This window comes from Anaerostipes butyraticus, assembly GCF_016586355.1.
Classification (GTDB): Bacteria; Bacillota; Clostridia; order Lachnospirales; family Lachnospiraceae; genus Anaerostipes; species Anaerostipes butyraticus.
This window is the reverse complement of sequence record NZ_BLYI01000024.1, coordinates 42,992-61,086: the sequence shown is the minus strand read 5'-3', so window position 1 is coordinate 61,086 and position 18,095 is coordinate 42,992. Positions and strand designations below refer to the sequence as shown.

Here is an 18,095-nt window from a genome sequence, read left to right as displayed (position 1 = left end):
AAACGGACGGCACTCATCCACACAGATGATGTGCCGTCCAGATACAATCAACGCTTTTGCGATCGATTGTATTATTTATTATTGATAACTGCCTGTGCAGCTGCCAGTCTTGCGATTGGTACACGGAATGGTGAGCAGGATACATAATCCAGTCCGGCTCTGTAGCAGAAATCGATCGTTGATGGATCTCCACCATGCTCTCCACAGATTCCAAGATGGATATCCGGACGAGTTGCTTTTCCTTTCTTAGCTGCCATTTCAACTAACTGACCTACACCTTTCTGATCCAGTTTTGCGAATGGGTCAGACTCGTAAATCTTGTTGTCATAGTATGCATCTAAGAACTTACCAGCATCATCACGGGAGAATCCGAATGTCATCTGTGTTAAGTCGTTTGTTCCGAAGGAGAAGAATTCTGCTTCTTCTGCGATCTCGTCAGCAAGAAGTGCAGCACGAGGAATCTCGATCATAGTACCAACTTTGTACTGAATGTCAGACTCATAGTATGCTTTTACTTTTTCAGCTGTCTCAACGACTACATTCTTAACGAATGCAAGCTCTTTCTTTTCTCCTACCAATGGGATCATGATTTCAGGAACGATGTCATATCCTTTTTCCTGTTTTACTTCGATGGCAGCTTCCATAACGGCTCTTGTCTGCATCTTGGCAATCTCTGGGTAAGTAACTGCCAGACGGCATCCACGATGACCCATCATTGGGTTGAACTCATGAAGAGCTGCACGTCTCATGTTGATCTCTTCTACTGTAACTCCCATATCCTGTGCGAGAGCTGTGATCTCTTCCATTGTGTTAGGAAGGAACTCATGAAGAGGCGGATCTAAGAAACGGATTGTGACCGGTCTTCCTTCCATTACCTCGTATAATTCTTTGAAGTCTTTCTTCTGATAAGGAATCAGCTGATTTAATGCGACTTCTCTTGCTTCCTTCGTTGTAGAGAGGATCATACGGCGAATCTTTGGAATTCTCTCTGCATCGAAGAACATATGCTCTGTACGGCAGAGTCCGATACCTTCTGCACCGAATTTTACTGCGTTTAAAGCATCTGCAGGTGTATCTGCATTTGTTCTTACCTGTAATGTACGGATCTCATCTGCCCATTTCATAAGACGGTCAAAGTTACCGCTGATGCTTGCAGGCACGGTACGAACTTCACCAAGGTAAATCTTACCTGTAGAACCATCCAGAGAAATGTAATCTCCTTCATGGACTGTCTTTCCGCCTAATGTGAAGGATTTTCCATCTTCTGCAAATTCGATCTCTCCGCATCCTGCTACGCAGGCTGTTCCCATACCACGGGCAACTACGGCTGCATGAGATGTCATTCCTCCGCGGGCTGTCAGGATACCTTCAGCCGCATGCATACCTTCGATGTCTTCCGGAGATGTCTCCAGACGAACAAGGATAACTTTTAATCCTGCTTCATGATGGATCTTAGCTGTCTCTGCATCAAAGTAAACTTTACCAGCTGCAGCTCCAGGAGATGCTGGAAGAGCCTGTCCGATCGGCACTGCTGCTTTTAAAGCTTCCTGATCGAAGTTTGGATGCAGCAACTGATCCAGTGATTTCGCTTCTACTCTGGATACAGCTTCTTCTTTTGTAATCTTTCCTTCATCTACTAATTCACAGGCAATGCGCAGAGCAGCTGCTGCTGTTCTCTTACCATTTCTTGTCTGAAGGAAGTATAATTTACCTTCCTGGATTGTAAATTCCATATCCTGCATATCACGGTAATGCTCTTCCAGTGTATGAGCAATGTTCATAAACTGTTCATAGCACTCCGGCAGGTCTTCTTTCAATTTGGTGATCGGCTGCGGTGTACGAACGCCGGCAACAACGTCTTCACCCTGAGCATTGATCAGGTATTCACCATAAATCTGTTTCTCACCTGTAGATGGGTTTCTTGTAAACGCAACACCTGTTCCTGATGTATCTCCCATGTTACCGAATACCATGGTCTGTACGTTAACAGCGGTTCCCCAGTCTCCAGGAATATCGTTCATTCGGCGGTAATAGATCGCACGAGGATTATCCCAGGAACGGAATACAGCTTTGATTGCTTCGAATAACTGATCTTTCGGATCCTGAGGGAAATCTTCTCCCAAAGCTGTCTTGTAGATTGCTTTGTATCTCTTGATGACTTCCTTCATATCATCTGCGTCCAGATCTGTATCATATTCTACGCCTTTTTCAGCTTTCATCTGATCCAGTACTTCTTCGAACTTATCTTTGTCCACTTCTTTTACGACATCAGCGAACATCTGGATAAAACGGCGATAAGAATCATATGCGAAACGAGGATTTCCTGTCTTCTTTGCAAATCCTTCCACTGCTTCGTCATTCAGACCTAAGTTCAGGATCGTATCCATCATACCCGGCATGGATACACGGGCTCCGGAACGAACGGATACTAAAAGAGGATCTTCCAGATCTCCGAATTTCTTGCCCTGAATCTTTTCCAGGTCTGCCATTGCTGCATATACCTGCTCTGCAACCTCATCACTGATTTTTTCTCCGCACTCGTAGTAATTTGTGCAGGCCTCTGTGGTTACAGTAAAGCCCTGAGGGATTGGCAGGTTCAATCCGGTCATCTCAGCCAGATTGGCACCTTTTCCGCCAAGAAGATTACGCATATCAGCGTTTCCTTCGCTAAATTTGTAAACCCATTTTGTTGACATGTTTATACCTCCTAAATACATATTGTCAAATCATATGTCATTGGACTAATTGTATCACAAAATTTATATTTTGGGAAATGTTTTTATATGTTTTTACCAATATTTTTTATTCTTTTATCATATCATTATAGATACTGCATATGTATGTCTGTATATTTTTCCCTTTTCTATAAAAAGAATACAAAAAGAGGGAGACCCGCAATGCCCCAACGGAAGCACTGTCATGTATCCGGTGGATTCTAGTCTGTTGTCATCGCAAAAAGACGAAGAACGATTCCACTGCCCTTACGAAGATTAGAAAAGCCGCATCCTCTGATGTCCCAAAAGACATTCAAAGGATGCGGCTTTCTGCCACTTATTCCTGTATGATATTTTCAATCGCAGCCGGTACCGCATTCAGCTGTTCCTGCTCCTGCTGTACTTTTTCTTTATAATTGACTTTCTCTGTTTTCTTCTCTCTTTTGCTGATCTCCCAGAATGGACCGCCTACTTTTGCTCCCTGTTTTCCCTGGCTGACCACTTCTTTCAGAGACCATGTCTTCGCGGTATTTGCCCGGCTTCCTACGTCTGCCACCTGAACCTTGTCCTCTCCGACCATCTTCGTCAGAACAATAAAATGTCCGTTGTCAGTAAAATCTCCCGGGCCCATCAAAGCAATGACAGGATGTCCCGCACGCAGAGCTTTCTTAATGGACTGGATATCCATTCCTAATCCGGTGCAGTCCAGACCATACATATCACAAAGTCCCGGAATTACATTATGAGTACATCCTTGTCCTGTAAAATACCATCCGTTCTCATATGCCTGATCACACATTTTCGGTACATCAGCTTTCTTTCCAGTCAGAGAACTGTAACAGACTGCGACACATGTCGGTCCGCATCCGGCTGCCTGAATCGTGCTGCCCCCTATCTTCTCTCCTGGATAATCTGCCTGATTGTAATATACCACATTCAATTCCTTTGTCTTTGGTGTATTATCTGCTTTCGCTGCTGTCGGCTGTGCTGTCATCAGTATGCTGAAACAAATTGCGGCAAGATATCTGCCGGTTCTTTTTATGATTCTCATAATACCCTCCGGTAAAGTCCGTTTTCGACAATTCTCTTTTAATCGAGATTATACCAAGTTTTATTATGTTAATCAAGTGTTTCATTTGTTAATTTTTTATTAACAAATGATTTCATTCCTATTTATTCCCGGTGACCGCCTGTCATATGATCAATGTCTCCCTTTAAAAAACTGGCTCTCTGAATAGAATCCTTTCCGAATTTTTTACGGATTTTATCAATAGAAGCATCCAGTTTCCTGAGCTTTTCCTTTTTTTCCTGTTCAAAAAGATCCAGCTGCGCAAATTCTTCCCTGGTAATATCAGTTGCCCGGACTCCGATCAGACGGACCGGTCTGTCCGCATAGTTTTCCCGGTAAAGCTCCCTTGCGGTTCTGGAAATCTCGTCAGTAATATCGGTCGGCGTTCTCAGCTTTCGCTGATGCGTACTTCTCCTGAAATCCGTTCCTTTGATCTCTACACAGATACAGGAACATCTTACGTGATTTTTCCGCAGTCTGGAGGCAACCATTTCTGATAAGGAAATCAGCACATGATCTGCTTCTTCCAGAGAATCAATATCTTTCGCCAGCGTAATGCTGTTGCCATATCCTTTATTCAATGATTCTTCGGAATCTACCGGTGACAGATCGATTCCTCTGGCATAATGATACAGAGTCTGTCCATGTTTATTTCCTACATGTGCCTTCAGCATCTTAAGGTCCATCTGTGCCAGCTCCCCAATGGTTCGAATTCCCAGAAGGCTGAGCTTCTTCTGTGTCGCTTTTCCAACGAGAAACAGATCTTTCACCGGAAGCGGCCACATTTTCTCCGGTATTTCTTCCGGAAACAGAGTATGTACTTTATCAGGTTTTTCAAAATCCGATGCCATCTTAGCCAGGAGCTTATTCGGCGCAACTCCAATATTTACCGTAAACCCAAGCCGGTCTCTGATTCTATCCTTCAGCAGGACAGCAGCTTCATAAGGACTGCCATAGGAATGAATGGTTTCTGTCATATCCAGAAACACCTCATCGATGCTGTACTGCTCCAGGACCGGTGAAAACTTCAGAGCTTCCTCTACAAATGCCCTGGAATATTCCTGATACATGGAATACCTGGGACGGCATAAGGTCAGCTCCGGACATTTTGTCAAGGCTTCTCTGATCGTCTCTGCGGTACGGATTCCATACTTCTTCGCCGGAAGAGAAGCTGCCAGAACAATCCCATGCCTTCTGCTCTCATCTCCGCCGATGACTGCCGGTATATTCCGCAGATCCTGCGCATCCGGCGACTGTTTCAGACGGTATACTGCCTCCCAGCTTAAAAAAGCGGAATTTACATCAATATGGAATATGACTCTGTGATCCATAAATTTTCTCCTTTTCCTGATGATATCAGCTCTCTGCCAAAACAGCTCTTCCCAGCATTTCCCCCTGAAGAATCTTTATCTCACGCTGATTTTCTGTTTCTTCTATCAGATCTTCTCTTATGCTGACACGATCCTGCTGGAGCAGCAAAACAATCGTAGAGCCTCCGAATTCAAAATATCCCTTTTCTCCGCCCCGCTTCATGCTTCCTGCTTCCTGATGATTTTTAATCCGCCCGACCATCAGCGCCCCTACTTCCACCTGGACAACATTTCCAAAATGTTTCGTTTTCATCATGGTAAATTCTCTGGCATTTTCTTTATAAATTTTTACATAATCATTGGCAATGGGATTCACCGTATGATAAATACCGGGGATAAAAAAGTTATCGCTTTTTATCCCGTCATCAATATAACAGTAACGATGATAATCATCTACTGTCAGGCGAAGAACCACCGCGTATCCGTTTCGAAAATGTCCTGCGATTTTCTGACTCCTTAAAAGAGACGCCGCTGTGTATTCCGTATCTTTCACGACAAAAGTCCCTTCTTTATCCAGAAGATAAACACTGGCCTTGCAGTCACATGGACTGAACAAAATATTCGGATCTTCCGGAAGCGGCCGCATGCCGGGCCGGATCCTGCGGGTAAAGAACTCATTATAAGACCGATAACATACCGGCTCATACTGACTCATATCAATTTGATTTTCCCGAATGAACCTGCTGATCATACCAACCGAAAAAGGAGAACTCATAAAAGCTCCCCCTAATTTTGAAATCCAGGGTCTCGTAAGGACTTTAAGCCCCAGACGCCCGGCCGCAGTACAATACAGCAGATGCAAAAGACGATCCTGAGCAGCCTCTCCATCCGTTTTCTGCTCTGGTGTCTTTATGACTCTCTGTGTATCTTTCATATCAATCTCCTGCATTATAAACAAAACATTTTAATGGCAACAACTGCTCCAATGACGACAAAACCAAGCATGCATTTTTTCCCTGGTTTAAACACTTTAAAATCAATCACAAACAAAAGAGCTATGATAAAAATCGTCAAAACATAAATATACGGAAACTGTTCCGGATAAAATCTCCGGATCTGATAAACAATCGGAAGAATCAATGCCACCGATGTTACCGGCAGTCCCTGATAATGTTTCCGTCTTGCCGCCGTAGAGGCCTGACGCTGTTCTTCTGTTACATTAAAATATGCCAGTCGTATGACAGCGCCCAGGATATAAAGCATATACGCGATCCTGGCATACCAGTGGTCCATCCCGAGAGAAAATCCGATCACTACCGGAAATGCTCCGAAACATACCAGATCGCACAGAGAATCAATCTCGATTCCAAACTTCTTCGCATCATCACTTCTCTTAACTCTTTTTGCGATGGTTCCGTCATACATGTCTGTCAGTCCTGACAGCATCAGACAAAACATCGCTACCTTAAAGTTTCCATGAAAGGCCGCCGTCATGCCCCATACAGCACTGACAACCCCTAAATACGTTAAAATTACTGATACATTATAAAATCCTATCATACCAAAGTCCTCTTTATTCCTTCCGTTTTATCGTTACTTGAGCTACACAGGTCATAACCGCGCTGATCAGAAGCAGCGCATAATAGCTGATTCCACGGCTTAAAAGCATTGCCGGATACAGCAGTCCGCCGGTAAAAATTTTCCGGAAAATGCTTAGAAACAGACCTTCACTGATTCCCATTCCCCCCGGCAGAGGCAGCATATCAACCGCAATGGAAATCACACACTGAAGAGCTACAACATCCACAATCCCAAGCGCTGAAAGTCCCAGCCCCCGGTAAATCAGATATGTAATGGAAAAATGGATGAGCCTCTGCACCAGAGTTACCCCAAACATGCCGGCGATCAGTTTTTTATGTTCCTGTATCACCGCTGCCGCTTTGTGATACTCCATCATGGAGTCCTCCAGTTTCCGTATCCTCTCTTCCTTTCTCCTCAGAACATGAATTTTTTCCAGCCCTTTTACCAGGCCAATTATCATTCTGCTGGCAAGCGTCTGCTGAAATACCAGCAAAAACATGACGATTACACAGATTACGTTCAGCGCCATTCCAAGATAGAAGAAAAACGCCGCTCCCTGAATATACTCTGAGATCAGAGAATGCCGGAATATAAAAATCAAAGTTCCCAAAAACACAAGAACAAACTTGTAAAGAATCGTTACAATCAATAAAATGACCGCCCCTACTGACACATCCACTTTGTCCCGATTCATGTAATACAGCTGCGCCGGCTGGCCGCCTGATGCAGACGGCGTGATACAGCTGAAAAAGAATCCTACATAAGAATACTTGATACAGTTTCTTTTTGGCACCTGCTGGTACTGGAGAACCCGAAGCATCCGATAGATAATATAAGACTCGCACCACACAAACAGATTAATGAAAATAAACCCTGCAGCGTAGTATACCGGACGTACGGAATGCATCACACGAATCAGCTGAGATATTTCTTTTCCTTTTAGGACAGCATATGCGGTCAGCCCAAATAAAGCCAGAAAAAATACCGCATTGCCGATCATGCTTTTCCTGCTTTTCATAACATCCTAATCCTTTGCTTCTGATAATTTTCCAGTTCCCGTTTTTCTGTGTCCCTTTGCCGAAAACAGATGCTGGATCTTTTCAAAAAATTTCTCTACCATTTGATACCACTCTGTTCTCTGTCCAAGCTGAAAACATATCTCAGCCAGCAGGATACCGCCAAATACATCAATAATGTAATGCTGCTTTGTAACCTGTGTGGAAATACAGACAAGAACCGCAAAGATCAGAGAAAATCTCTGATACCATTTTGGAATCCCTTTCTGATTCCGGATTCCCACATAACAAAACCAGCTTACCAGGCAGTGAATAGACGGAAACAGGTTTGCCGACTGATCCACTGAATAGACCAGTTTCAGAGCCTGATCCCAGAATCCGTTTCCTGTGATTTCCGGGCGGACCAGTGTGGTCGGCAGAAATACAAAGAACAGGCCGCAGATGATCCTGGAGAGGTAATCCCCTGTCAGGAAACGGTACATATGTTCTTTTCCTATCCTTGCGATCATTATGTAATTGGCAACCCAGAAAATGTAACAGATCAGATAGATACTGGTAAATTCCGGTATCAGCGGAACTGCACGGTCGAACGCCGTTGTAAAGTCATGATGGTAGAATCCTCCGCAGAGCGCCATCGTCCCTGCGTAGACTGCCATATTAAGAACAAAAGCAGAAATCAAAGGAAGAACTGCATATTTTGGCACTACCTTTAGAACATAGTCTTTATGATTCATATCAGTCTTACCCTCCCTTAAGCTTTTTTGAGAAAATTTCTCCCTAAATGCGAATAAGAATCATGTCATACTACTGACATGATTCTTATTTATTATAACTTTCCCCTGCTTAAAAGTAAAGTTAGGGCCTTTAGATTTAATATTTTTGTAAGATTTACTCTACACTGTAGTTTGGAGCCTCTTTCGTGATATGGATATCATGAGGATGACTTTCCTTCAGAGAAGCGGCAGAAATCTTAACAAAGCATCCTGTCTCCTGAAGTGTCTTGATATCTTTTGCTCCGCAGTATCCCATTCCGGAACGAAGACCGCCCATCATCTGGAAAATTGTATCTTCTACAGTTCCTCTGTATGCCACACGTCCTTCTACACCTTCTGGAACAAGTTTCTTCGCGTTGGTCTGGAAATAACGATCTTTGCTTCCGTTTTCCATAGCCGCAAGAGATCCCATTCCGCGGTATACCTTATATTTTCTTCCCTGATATAATTCAAATGCTCCAGGGCTTTCGTCACATCCTGCCAGCATACTTCCAAGCATGCAGACATCGGCTCCTGCCGCGATCGCTTTTGTAATCTCTCCGGAATATTTGATTCCGCCGTCTGCGATGATCGGAATACCTGCCTTCTTTGCTTCTTCATAAGCGCTCATGATCGCTGTGATCTGAGGCACACCGATTCCTGCTACGACACGAGTTGTACAGATAGATCCCGGTCCGATACCAATCTTCACACAGTCAGCGCCTGCTTCGATCAGCGCTTTGGTTCCTGCTCCTGTAGCAACGTTTCCTGCGATTACCTGAAGATCCGGGAATTTATCTTTCACCATTCTTACAACTCTGAGAACGTTTGCAGAATGTCCGTGGGCAGAGTCTACAACGATTGCGTCTACATGCGCGTCTACCAGAGCCTGTACACGGTCAAGAACGTCCGCTGTGATTCCAACACCGGCTCCGCATAAAAGTCTTCCCTGCTCATCCTTTGCAGCGTTTGGATATTTGATCTGTTTTTCAATATCCTTGATCGTGATCAGTCCTTTTAAATTGAAATCATCGTCAACGATCGGCAGTTTTTCTTTTCTTGCTTTTCCAAGGATCTGTTTTGCTTCTTCCAGCGTAATTCCTTCTTTTGCTGTTACCAGTCCTTCTGAAGTCATGGATTCCTTGATCTTCTTTGTAAAATCAGTCTCAAATTTCAGGTCGCGGTTTGTAATGATTCCAACCAGTTTCGTTCCTTCTGTGATCGGCACACCGGAAATACGATATTTTGCCATCAGATCATCTGCATCCTGAATCGTATGTTCTGGTGATAAAGAAAATGGATCAGTAATGACTCCGTTCTCGGAACGCTTTACTTTATCGACCTCTTCAGCCTGCTGTTCGATCGTCATGTTTTTATGTATGATTCCGATACCGCCCTGGCGTGCCATGGCGATTGCCATCCTATGCTCTGTTACTGTATCCATGCTGGCACTCATCAGCGGAATATTCAGCTGGATTTTATTTGTCAGACGCGTTTTTGTATCCACATCATTTGCAATAATTTCTGAATATGCAGGTACCAACAATACATCATCAAATGTAATTCCTTCACCAACTAACTTACCCATTTTCTTCCTCACTTTCTTGTATTTTATTCTAAATTTATATTGTTAAACATGCTAACAAAATTTTTCCTCTGTGTCAAGATGCTCTTTTTGTTCCTTTGAAAAAAAGGAATTATTGCAGCTGCAATAACCCCTTTTTTGTTATCTTTCATTTGTCAGCCTTCCACAATGGAAATTTTGCTTCCCTCTACCAGTTTTGGCATTGGCTTTGCTTCTACGCAGATGCTTCCCGGAAGTCCTGCTTCTTTTGCTCCGCTGAATACTACCGTTAAATGTCCCAAAGCTTCCAGATTGGACTGGGCAATATCTCCTACTGCAGTAATTAAAAATTCACTTCCATCGATCACCAGGCGGTCTCCCTGCCTGATTGTTCCATCTACATCTTTTGTATTAATGAAATAGCAGAAATCTTTTAACGTATCCGGTACATTCTCTCCGAACAGCACAAACATTCCTTCTTCAAAAAACGCATCCACCTGTTCTCCCAGATCAATGACCTCTGTTTGAAATATTACCTTGCTCATGGAAATCCTCCTATTCACCTTGTAACTGTTTATCGATAGCGGCTGCAGATTTCTTTCCTGCTCCCATGGCAAGAATAACGGTGGCAGCTCCTGTTACCGTATCTCCGCCGGCATAAACACCGTCTTTGCTTGTCTTCATCGTCTCTTCATCGACAATGATTCCTCCCCATTTCTGAGTTTCCAGTCCCGGTGTTGTCTTACGGATCAGCGGATTCGGGCTCTGTCCGATGGCAATGATAACAGTATCCACATCGAGATCATAATTAGATCCTTCGATCGGATGCGGAGATCTTCTTCCGGATTCATCCGGTTCTCCCAGTTCCTGTTTCACGATTTCCATCTGGCTGACCCATCCGTTTTCATCTGCCTTGATCGCAACCGGATTATTTAAGAATTTAAAAATAATTCCTTCTTCTTTTGCATGATGCAGTTCTTCCAGACGTGCCGGCGCCTCTTCTTCACTTCTTCGATACACAATGTATACTTCTTCTGCTCCAAGACGTTTTGCTGTTCTTGCGGCATCCATCGCAACGTTTCCTGCTCCGACAACAGCAACTTTATTTCCGACTTTAACCGGTGTCGGGCACTCTGGGAATTTGTAGCCTTTCATCAGGTTCACTCTGGTCAGGAACTCATTGGCAGAATATACGCCAAGGTGGTTCTCGCCAGGAATATTCAGAAATCTTGGAAGTCCTGCTCCGCTTCCTACGAAGACAGCTTCATATCCATTTTCCATCAGTTCATCGATGGTCACAGAACGTCCGACGATAACATTTGTCTCAATATCCACACCGAGTTTTTCCACAGTCTCAATCTCTTTTGCCACAAGATCTTTCGGCAGACGGAATTCAGGAATTCCATAGCTTAATACTCCGCCTGGCTTATGAAGAGCTTCAAAGACTGTTACGTCATATCCCTTCTTGATCAGTTCTCCGGCGCATGTGATACCTGCCGGTCCGCATCCTACAACAGCGACCTTTTTCCCGTTCTTCTCAATCTTAACTTCTGCAGGTTTTGCATTGGCCATATGCCAGTCTGCGACAAAACGTTCCATTCTTCCGATTCCCACCGGCTCGCCTTTAATGCCGCGGACACATTTTCCTTCACACTGGTTCTCCTGAGGACAGACACGTCCGCAGATCGCAGGAAGCGCATTCTCACTTGTAATGACTTCATACGCGCCTTCAAAATCTCCTGCCGCCACTTTCTGGATAAATTCCGGAATCGGCACATTGACAGGGCATCCGCTGACACAAGGTTTGTTCTTGCAGTTTAAACAGCGGGTTGCTTCTTCCATTGCCATCTCTTTTGTATATCCAAGGGCAACCTCATCAAAGTTTTTATTTCTGACGTTCGGATCCTGCTCCGGCATTGCCACTTTCTTAAGACTCATATTCGCCATGACTTACATCCCCCTTCCGATCTTGCACTGATGCTCTTCTTCTCTGAACATGCCCTGACGCTGCATGCACTCATCAAAATCAACCTTAAATCCGTCAAAATCAGGTCCGTCAACGCAGGCGAATTTTGTTTCTCCGCCGACTGTGACACGGCATCCGCCGCACATTCCTGTTCCATCGATCATGATCGGGTTCAGAGATACGGTGGTTGGGATATTATATTCTTTTGTGATCTTCACCACATTCTTCATCATGATAAGCGGTCCGATGGCGATCACTTCATCATATTTTGTTCCGGAATTGATTCTTTCTTCCAGAACATTGGTAACAAATCCTTTGGTTCCGAGACTTCCGTCATCGGTAGCGATATAAACATTGTCACAGAATTCTTCGAATAGTTCTTTCAGGATAACGAATTCCGCGCTCTTTCCTCCAATGATCACATCGACAGGAACTCCCATCCTGGATAATTTGCGCAGCTGAGGATACAGAGGAGCCGCTCCGACACCTCCGGCTACTCCGATCACGCGGTCGCATTTATGTAACGGAGAAGGCTGTCCTAACGGTCCAACGAAATCCTGTACATAATCTCCTTCTTCTTTTTTGCTGAGCAATTCTGTACTATATCCGAAGATCTGGTAAATGATCGTGACAGTTTCTTTTTCCCTGTCATAATCAGCGATCGTCAAAGGAACTCTTTCTCCGTCTTCGTCTACTCTTATGATAATAAACTGTCCTGGTTCGCATTTTCTCGCTACGTATGGAGCATGAATCTCCATCATCTCAACTAAGCTGTTCAGCTTGGTCTTTTTTACGATTTTATACACCACTTACACCTCTTTCTAAATTGTATCTTTGTTTATTATACCTTGTCACAACCTATTATGAAAGTACTTTTTTCTTTTTCATGCAAAAAAGGATTCCTGCCGATCTTAATATATTACATTTACCTGGCTTCCATCTTTGCGGCGGGTTACCTGAATTTTCTGATCGATCTGATCTTTCAGTTCATCCACGTGTGAGATGATCCCTACCAGTTTATTTCCTTCCATCGACAAATGCTGCATGATTTCCATTGCTTTGGCAAGAGATTCACTGTCAAGGGTTCCAAACCCTTCATCGATGAAGACCGTATCAATCTGGATACCGCCTTTTTGATTCTGTATCACATCACTAAGACCCAATGCCAGAGATAAGGCTGCCTTAAACGACTCTCCGCCGGACAGTGATTGAATGTTTCTGGTCTTTCCCGTCCACTGATCCATCACTTCCAGATCCAGTCCAGTCTGTACATTTTTATGATCCGCCTCTTCCTTTCTCATCAGCAGATATCTCTGGTCACTCATTCGAAGCATTCTCTGATTTGCCGCGTCAAGGACATAGCGAAAATACACGGATTGAACAAACCGTTCGAAGGTAATTTTTTCTTTTCCTGCGATCTCGCCATTGGCAGTATCGGAAAGTTTTTTCCAGGTGGTATATTTCTTCTCCATCACAGCACTTTCTTTTAGTTTTGCGCAAATTTCATCATAAAATTTCTGATGGACTGAAATCTCCCGGTCCAGAGCTTTTTGTTCCTCTTTTGTCTTCTTTTCTTCTGCCTCCATTTTGATGATCCGCTCATCATACAGAGAAATCTCTTCTTTTCTTTTGCCTGACAGTTCTTTTGCCAGTCTGTTTTTCTGTGCTTCTTTTACCTGAAGACTAACCCTGTAATCTTCCAGCTGCTTTCTGAATCCCTCTGTCTGACCGCGCGTCATGCGCACTTCATCTTCCTCTTTCAGATTCAGATTCTTTTTCTCTTTTTTCAGACGCTCTTCCAATTCCTTATAATCTGTTTTCTGTCTGCTTTGAGTTTCAGCCGCTTCCTCCAGGGCTTTTTCCGCTGCGATCTGAGCGCGGGCCGCTTCTTCTTCTCTTTCCCTGCTCTTTCTGACTGCTTCCTGAATCTGATTTTCTGATCGTCTGAGTCTTTCTGTTTCCTGCTTTGCTTCTTCGTAAGAAGGATATTCCAGCCGGCTGCGGATCTGACTGTATTTTGTCTTCCGGACCTGGAGCCTGATCTCTGTCTCCCCAGCTTCTCTGGTCAGAATTGTATTCTGCTTCTGAATTTCTTCCAGCCGGCGCTGCGCTTTTTCTTTTTCTTCATTCTCTTTATCCCGGCGTTTCGCCGTAAGAGTCAAAGCTGCCACATCTGTCTCATTGGCCAAACATTTTTCTTCCCATTTTTTCAGCATACCTCCGATTTCAGCATACGCTTCCATGGAAAATCCGCTTTCTTTCCTGATTTCCTTTTCTAATTCTTCTTTTCTGATCTTTCTTTCTCTCGTCTTATCAAAAATCTTCTGATACTCTTCCTCTTTTTTCTGGAGTCCTTTTTCCTTTTCGTCCAGCATCTCCTGTGTAATCTGCTCAAAAAGGATTTCTGCCTTTGCCGGATGATGGACAGCGCCGCAGACCGGACACGGCATTCCCTCTTCCAGTTTCTGCGCCAGAATTCCTGCCAGATTTGCGTCATACCTGCTGGAAAGTTCCGCATATTCCTGTTTCAGATCATCCCTCTCTTTTCGGATTTTTTCAAACCGGATCAAAAACTGCTGATATTCTTCTTCCTGTTTGTCCCATTTTTCTGCTTTTTCCTTTATCTTCTTCCATCTGCTGACTTCCTGTTCCAGTCTGATCTGAAGTTCACTCTTCTCTTTCAATTCCTGATGGACCTTTTTGTGCTTTTCCAGGAATTCTTCCGCTTCCTGTCTTCTGCCGGATACCGTTTTCTGTTCTTCCTGAAGTATTTTCTTTTTTTGTTCCGCCTGTTCCTGTTCTTTTCTGATCTCTTCCGTTTCTTTCCTTAAATTTTCCAGTTCTTTGTAATCATTCTGCTGCTGTTTCAGAATCTCAAGCTTTTGGCGGATCAATGCAAGTTCCGGTTCTTGTTCCCGGCAGATTTCTGCTTCTTTTTTCCTTTTTTCCAGCTGAATTTCCGCCTTCTCTTTCTTTTCCGTCAGTTCCCTGATCCGCTCCCTGTTTCTGGAAATCTGCCGGCCCGCTCTGTCTCTCTGCTCTTCAATCGGAACCAGTCTCTGAAGGATTTTCTCTGCTGTCTGAACTTTTTCTTCCAGCTTCTTCATTTCCGGCTCTTGTTTTAAAAGCCTGTTCCATTCTGCTTCTATTTCCTCTTTCTGAAGAAACTTCTGGTGAATGTTTCTGGCCTGCTCCCTGGCTGTCTTTTCTTTTTCCAGTTCAGCGTGGATTTTCTCTTCTGTACTTAAAATCTCCTGAAGAATCTTTTGTTTTCGATCCAGATATTTTTTCAGATTCCGGATAAAATCCTTTTTATGATAGGGTTCTCTTACATATGTTTCACAGGCTTCATATTCTTCTTCCTCAGGTCCGATCGCCGCCTGTTCCTCCAGCATAAAAATCGTCTCTTCAATCTGACGGTATCTTCGTCCGTATTCATGATATTTTTCTTTTAGTTTTTCCTGAACATAAAATAAGTTTTCGGTTCCAAAAATCTTTCGAAAGATTGCTTCTCTTTCCTTGCTTGAAGCATAAAGGAGTCTCAGAAATTCCCCCTGGGCAATCATGGCAATCTGTTTATACTGATTTCTGCTGACCCCCAAAATCTCTTCCGTTTTCTTTGTAACCTCCTTGCTGCCAGAAGCCAGAACTGTTCCTTCCTGATACAAAACTGCATCGGCTGACTGCCGGGTCATTCCGCTTCCTCTTTTGCTTTTTCGCATATAAGAAGGATTTCTTTCAATCTTATAGTTTTTCTCTTTATGCCGGAAAGAAAAAACCACTTTTGTGGCAGTGGATTCCCTGGCAAAATCACTCCGCATCATATCAGTCCGGCGGCTTTCTCCGCTGGCTTCTCCATACAGAGCAAAACAAATCCCATCAAAAATCGTTGTCTTTCCTGCTCCGGTTTCTCCGGAAATCAGAAAAATTCCCTGATCAAATTTTGAAAAATCAATTTCAATCTGACCGGCAAACGGACCAAATGCGGACAGCATAAGTTTCAGCGGTCTCATTGTCTCACCTCCTCGAATATTGTTTTTATCTTTTCTGCTTCTTCCTCTTCCAATTCTATATTATTCTGCATTTTATAAAACTCCGCAAACAGCTGCAGCAGATCCTGATGAAGAATGTCCTGCTCTTCTGCACGGATCTGCTGCTGCCTGGCATAACGGCGGTTTTCCAGACAAATCTTCATCACATTTGGAAAAACAGTTCTTACCTTTCCAATTGCGTCCAGGATCTCTTCTTCATCTGTCAGTGTCACCTGCATATAATCTTCCTGATTTCCCAGCCTGATCTCTCCCTCCATCAGCTGCCGGATCGTTCCTTTGATTTCTCTCATGTCCCGCAGAGGTTTCAGTTTTCGAAATGACATTTCCATCTTTTTATTTTCTTCTATATGGAGCAGGACCACTTCCTTTTCTTTCCGGATTTCCGAGAAAGAATATTTTAAAATAGAACCGCTGTAACGGACCTGAGGCCTTCCCATAGCCTGGGGCTTATGGATATGTCCCAGCGCCACATAATCAAATGGATCAAAGATCCTGTAATCTACATTGTCGATTCCTCCCAGACTGCTGGTCTCTGAATCAGATAATTCCGGATTTTCTTTTCCTGCCGTAACGAACTGGTGCGCCATCAGAAGATTCATTTCTTCCGGATCAATCTTTGTATGCTCGATCAGATAACGCAGACATTCCTGATAAGACTGCGTGTGTATTCCAAGACTCTGATTGACAATGACTGGTTTTACAAACGGAAGCATATAAAAATTCACCGGAAGATTCCCGCATGGTATGGTGATTTTTTCAATTTCTCCGCTAAACTGCGATACAATAAACAGATTGGAGTTCTGAAACAGATGTTTTCCAAATCCAAGCCGGTCTCCGGAATCATGATTCCCACTGATCATAAGCGTTCTGCAGTCTTTTTCAGCCAGTTTCCAGAGAAAATCATCCAGAAGCTCTATGGCATCAACCGGCGGAATTCCTTTGTCATATACATCTCCGCATATCATGACGACTTCCACGGCTTCCTCTTCCACAATATCCAGTATCTGATTTAAAATATAACGCTGATCCTCCAGCATGGAAAACTCATTGACCCTTTTTCCAAGATGCAGATCTGCCAAATGTAAAATCTTCATTGCTTAAACTCCTTTTTCCTGATTATCCGTCCGCCGCATTTTTCCTTTTGGCAGGGAAAAAGAATACCGCCGGCATTCTTCTTCTGCCCGCGGCATATCTGTTAATTTGGCTGACTTCTGAATTTATAATAATCTTCTGCGGTTTTCCCCATATCATCTTTTATCTTCGGATCGGCTCCCGCATCCAGTAAATATTGTATCACTTTCTTTGACGGGGTCCAGGGATCTTCTTCTCTTACATCGTATTCATCTTCTTTATCAAAATATCCGCTTGCCGCCATCAAAGGCGTTGCATGCTGGAAAAGCGCCTCTCTCTGATTGATATCTTCTCCGTGATCCAGTAAAATCTGAATGCACTGGCATTGTTCCCTGATATCTTCTTTATCACTTTCCTCTGTAAACTCGGCCAGCGTCACTAAAAACAGAGTGCCCCCGTCGGTCTCAAGAGACATCTCTGACCGCTTTGCGCCCGCATTCAGCAGAAGCTTAAGGTTTTCCGAATCATAGCAGTCATAAACGATCAGTTCATCGAAAATCGTATATCCATCCCCATTGACCTGATTGATATCGTCCGGATATTCCTCGATCAGTTCTTTCAGCTTCTCATGGTTCTCTCCATATTCACATTCGTATTCAAATTTCCAGCTGACCGGATATTCCTCTTTATACTCCTTTTCTTCCTGATTGATCTGCCTTTCATACTGAAGATCTTCATAAAAACTTCCCTGCTGTCAGCATACCGAAAACAACCGGCACCATAAGGAATAAAACACTGACGCCGATCATGACTTTAAAGATGATATCTTTCCGGAATGCCGCTCCCACCAATCCGGCGGTCAGAAAAAGAAATCCGATCATTCCGCAAAAACCACATAGTACTACAATTCCAAAAATTACAACAATCCCGCCTGCTGCTGACATTAATCCTACCTCCTTGTTTCCCTTGTCCTCATTTTAGCATTATTTTTTTGCCGAGT

15 protein-coding genes are annotated in these 18,095 nt (G+C 43.7%); all 15 read right to left on the bottom strand.

Going from position 1 to position 18,095, the window contains the following annotated elements:
• Positions 1–71: 71 nt before the first annotated feature.
• Positions 72–2,696: a pyruvate, phosphate dikinase gene (ppdK, locus tag JMF81_RS04760; RefSeq protein ID WP_201310311.1), complete on the bottom strand. Its 2,625-nt coding sequence runs from the start codon at positions 2,694–2,696 to the stop codon at positions 72–74.
• Positions 2,697–3,051: 355 nt separating this feature from the next.
• Positions 3,052–3,765 (bottom strand): C39 family peptidase, encoded by a 714-nt coding sequence (locus tag JMF81_RS04755; RefSeq protein ID WP_201310310.1) that lies wholly within the window; start codon positions 3,763–3,765, stop codon positions 3,052–3,054.
• A gap of 122 nt (positions 3,766–3,887) precedes the next feature.
• Positions 3,888–5,114, bottom strand: coding sequence for a DNA polymerase Y family protein (locus JMF81_RS04750; protein WP_201310309.1), 1,227 nt, complete (start codon positions 5,112–5,114; stop codon positions 3,888–3,890).
• A 25-nt stretch (positions 5,115–5,139) separates the two neighbouring features.
• Positions 5,140–6,027 (bottom strand): phosphatidylserine decarboxylase, encoded by an 888-nt coding sequence (locus JMF81_RS04745; protein ID WP_201310308.1) that lies wholly within the window; start codon positions 6,025–6,027, stop codon positions 5,140–5,142.
• 14 nt (positions 6,028–6,041) lie between these two features.
• Complete coding sequence (locus JMF81_RS04740) at positions 6,042–6,653, bottom strand: CDP-alcohol phosphatidyltransferase family protein (RefSeq protein WP_201310307.1); 612 nt, start codon at positions 6,651–6,653, stop codon at positions 6,042–6,044.
• 13 nt (positions 6,654–6,666) lie between these two features.
• The gene (locus JMF81_RS04735; protein WP_201310306.1) at positions 6,667–7,692 is read right to left on the bottom strand and encodes a lysylphosphatidylglycerol synthase transmembrane domain-containing protein; all 1,026 of its coding nucleotides are present in this window, start codon (positions 7,690–7,692) and stop codon (positions 6,667–6,669) included.
• A gap of 6 nt (positions 7,693–7,698) precedes the next feature.
• Complete coding sequence (locus JMF81_RS04730; protein ID WP_201310305.1) at positions 7,699–8,424, bottom strand: phosphatase PAP2 family protein; 726 nt, start codon at positions 8,422–8,424, stop codon at positions 7,699–7,701.
• Positions 8,425–8,578: 154 nt separating this feature from the next.
• Entirely contained in the window at positions 8,579–10,030 is a 1,452-nt protein-coding gene (gene guaB, locus JMF81_RS04725; protein WP_201310304.1) for an IMP dehydrogenase, read from the bottom strand.
• Positions 10,031–10,182: 152 nt separating this feature from the next.
• A complete protein-coding gene (locus tag JMF81_RS04720) occupies positions 10,183–10,551 on the bottom strand; it encodes a PTS glucitol/sorbitol transporter subunit IIA (protein WP_201310303.1) in 369 nt (122 codons plus the stop codon).
• A 10-nt stretch (positions 10,552–10,561) separates the two neighbouring features.
• Positions 10,562–11,953, bottom strand: a complete 1,392-nt coding sequence (gene gltA / locus JMF81_RS04715; RefSeq protein ID WP_201310302.1) for an NADPH-dependent glutamate synthase — start codon at positions 11,951–11,953, stop codon at positions 10,562–10,564.
• A 3-nt stretch (positions 11,954–11,956) separates the two neighbouring features.
• Positions 11,957–12,778 (bottom strand): sulfide/dihydroorotate dehydrogenase-like FAD/NAD-binding protein, encoded by an 822-nt coding sequence (locus JMF81_RS04710; RefSeq protein ID WP_201310301.1) that lies wholly within the window; start codon positions 12,776–12,778, stop codon positions 11,957–11,959.
• Positions 12,779–12,883: 105 nt separating this feature from the next.
• The gene (locus JMF81_RS04705) at positions 12,884–15,985 is read right to left on the bottom strand and encodes an AAA family ATPase (protein WP_201310300.1); all 3,102 of its coding nucleotides are present in this window, start codon (positions 15,983–15,985) and stop codon (positions 12,884–12,886) included.
• Complete coding sequence (locus JMF81_RS04700; RefSeq protein WP_201310299.1) at positions 15,982–17,118, bottom strand: exonuclease SbcCD subunit D; 1,137 nt, start codon at positions 17,116–17,118, stop codon at positions 15,982–15,984. The genes JMF81_RS04705 and JMF81_RS04700 overlap by 4 nt, the downstream gene beginning before the upstream one ends.
• A gap of 101 nt (positions 17,119–17,219) precedes the next feature.
• Positions 17,220–17,570 carry a hypothetical protein gene (locus JMF81_RS04695; protein WP_201310298.1) on the bottom strand — a complete coding sequence of 117 codons (351 nt, stop codon included), beginning with the start codon at positions 17,568–17,570 and terminating at the stop codon, positions 17,220–17,222.
• A gap of 259 nt (positions 17,571–17,829) precedes the next feature.
• The gene (locus JMF81_RS04690) at positions 17,830–18,039 is read right to left on the bottom strand and encodes a hypothetical protein (RefSeq protein ID WP_201310297.1); all 210 of its coding nucleotides are present in this window, start codon (positions 18,037–18,039) and stop codon (positions 17,830–17,832) included.
• Positions 18,040–18,095 lie beyond the last annotated feature (56 nt).

What these genes read in the sequence shown, in the direction of transcription:
- JMF81_RS04755 (WP_201310310.1), bottom strand. Translation starts at nt 3,765, where the DNA reads ATGAGAATCATAAAAAGAACCGGCAGATATCTTGCCGCAATTTGTTTC.
- JMF81_RS04730 (WP_201310305.1), bottom strand. Translation starts at nt 8,424, where the DNA reads ATGAATCATAAAGACTATGTTCTAAAGGTAGTGCCAAAATATGCAGTT.
- JMF81_RS04690 (WP_201310297.1), bottom strand. Translation starts at nt 18,039, where the DNA reads ATGTCAGCAGCAGGCGGGATTGTTGTAATTTTTGGAATTGTAGTACTA.
- JMF81_RS04750 (WP_201310309.1), bottom strand. Translation starts at nt 5,114, where the DNA reads ATGGATCACAGAGTCATATTCCATATTGATGTAAATTCCGCTTTTTTA.
- JMF81_RS04720 (WP_201310303.1), bottom strand. Translation starts at nt 10,551, where the DNA reads ATGAGCAAGGTAATATTTCAAACAGAGGTCATTGATCTGGGAGAACAG.
- JMF81_RS04695 (WP_201310298.1), bottom strand. Translation starts at nt 17,570, where the DNA reads ATGTCTCTTGAGACCGACGGGGGCACTCTGTTTTTAGTGACGCTGGCC.
- JMF81_RS04735 (WP_201310306.1), bottom strand. Translation starts at nt 7,692, where the DNA reads ATGAAAAGCAGGAAAAGCATGATCGGCAATGCGGTATTTTTTCTGGCT.
- JMF81_RS04740 (WP_201310307.1), bottom strand. Translation starts at nt 6,653, where the DNA reads ATGATAGGATTTTATAATGTATCAGTAATTTTAACGTATTTAGGGGTT.
- JMF81_RS04700 (WP_201310299.1), bottom strand. Translation starts at nt 17,118, where the DNA reads ATGAAGATTTTACATTTGGCAGATCTGCATCTTGGAAAAAGGGTCAAT.
- gltA (WP_201310302.1), bottom strand. Translation starts at nt 11,953, where the DNA reads ATGGCGAATATGAGTCTTAAGAAAGTGGCAATGCCGGAGCAGGATCCG.
- ppdK (WP_201310311.1), bottom strand. Translation starts at nt 2,696, where the DNA reads ATGTCAACAAAATGGGTTTACAAATTTAGCGAAGGAAACGCTGATATG.
- JMF81_RS04705 (WP_201310300.1), bottom strand. Translation starts at nt 15,985, where the DNA reads ATGAGACCGCTGAAACTTATGCTGTCCGCATTTGGTCCGTTTGCCGGT.
- JMF81_RS04745 (WP_201310308.1), bottom strand. Translation starts at nt 6,027, where the DNA reads ATGAAAGATACACAGAGAGTCATAAAGACACCAGAGCAGAAAACGGAT.
- guaB (WP_201310304.1), bottom strand. Translation starts at nt 10,030, where the DNA reads ATGGGTAAGTTAGTTGGTGAAGGAATTACATTTGATGATGTATTGTTG.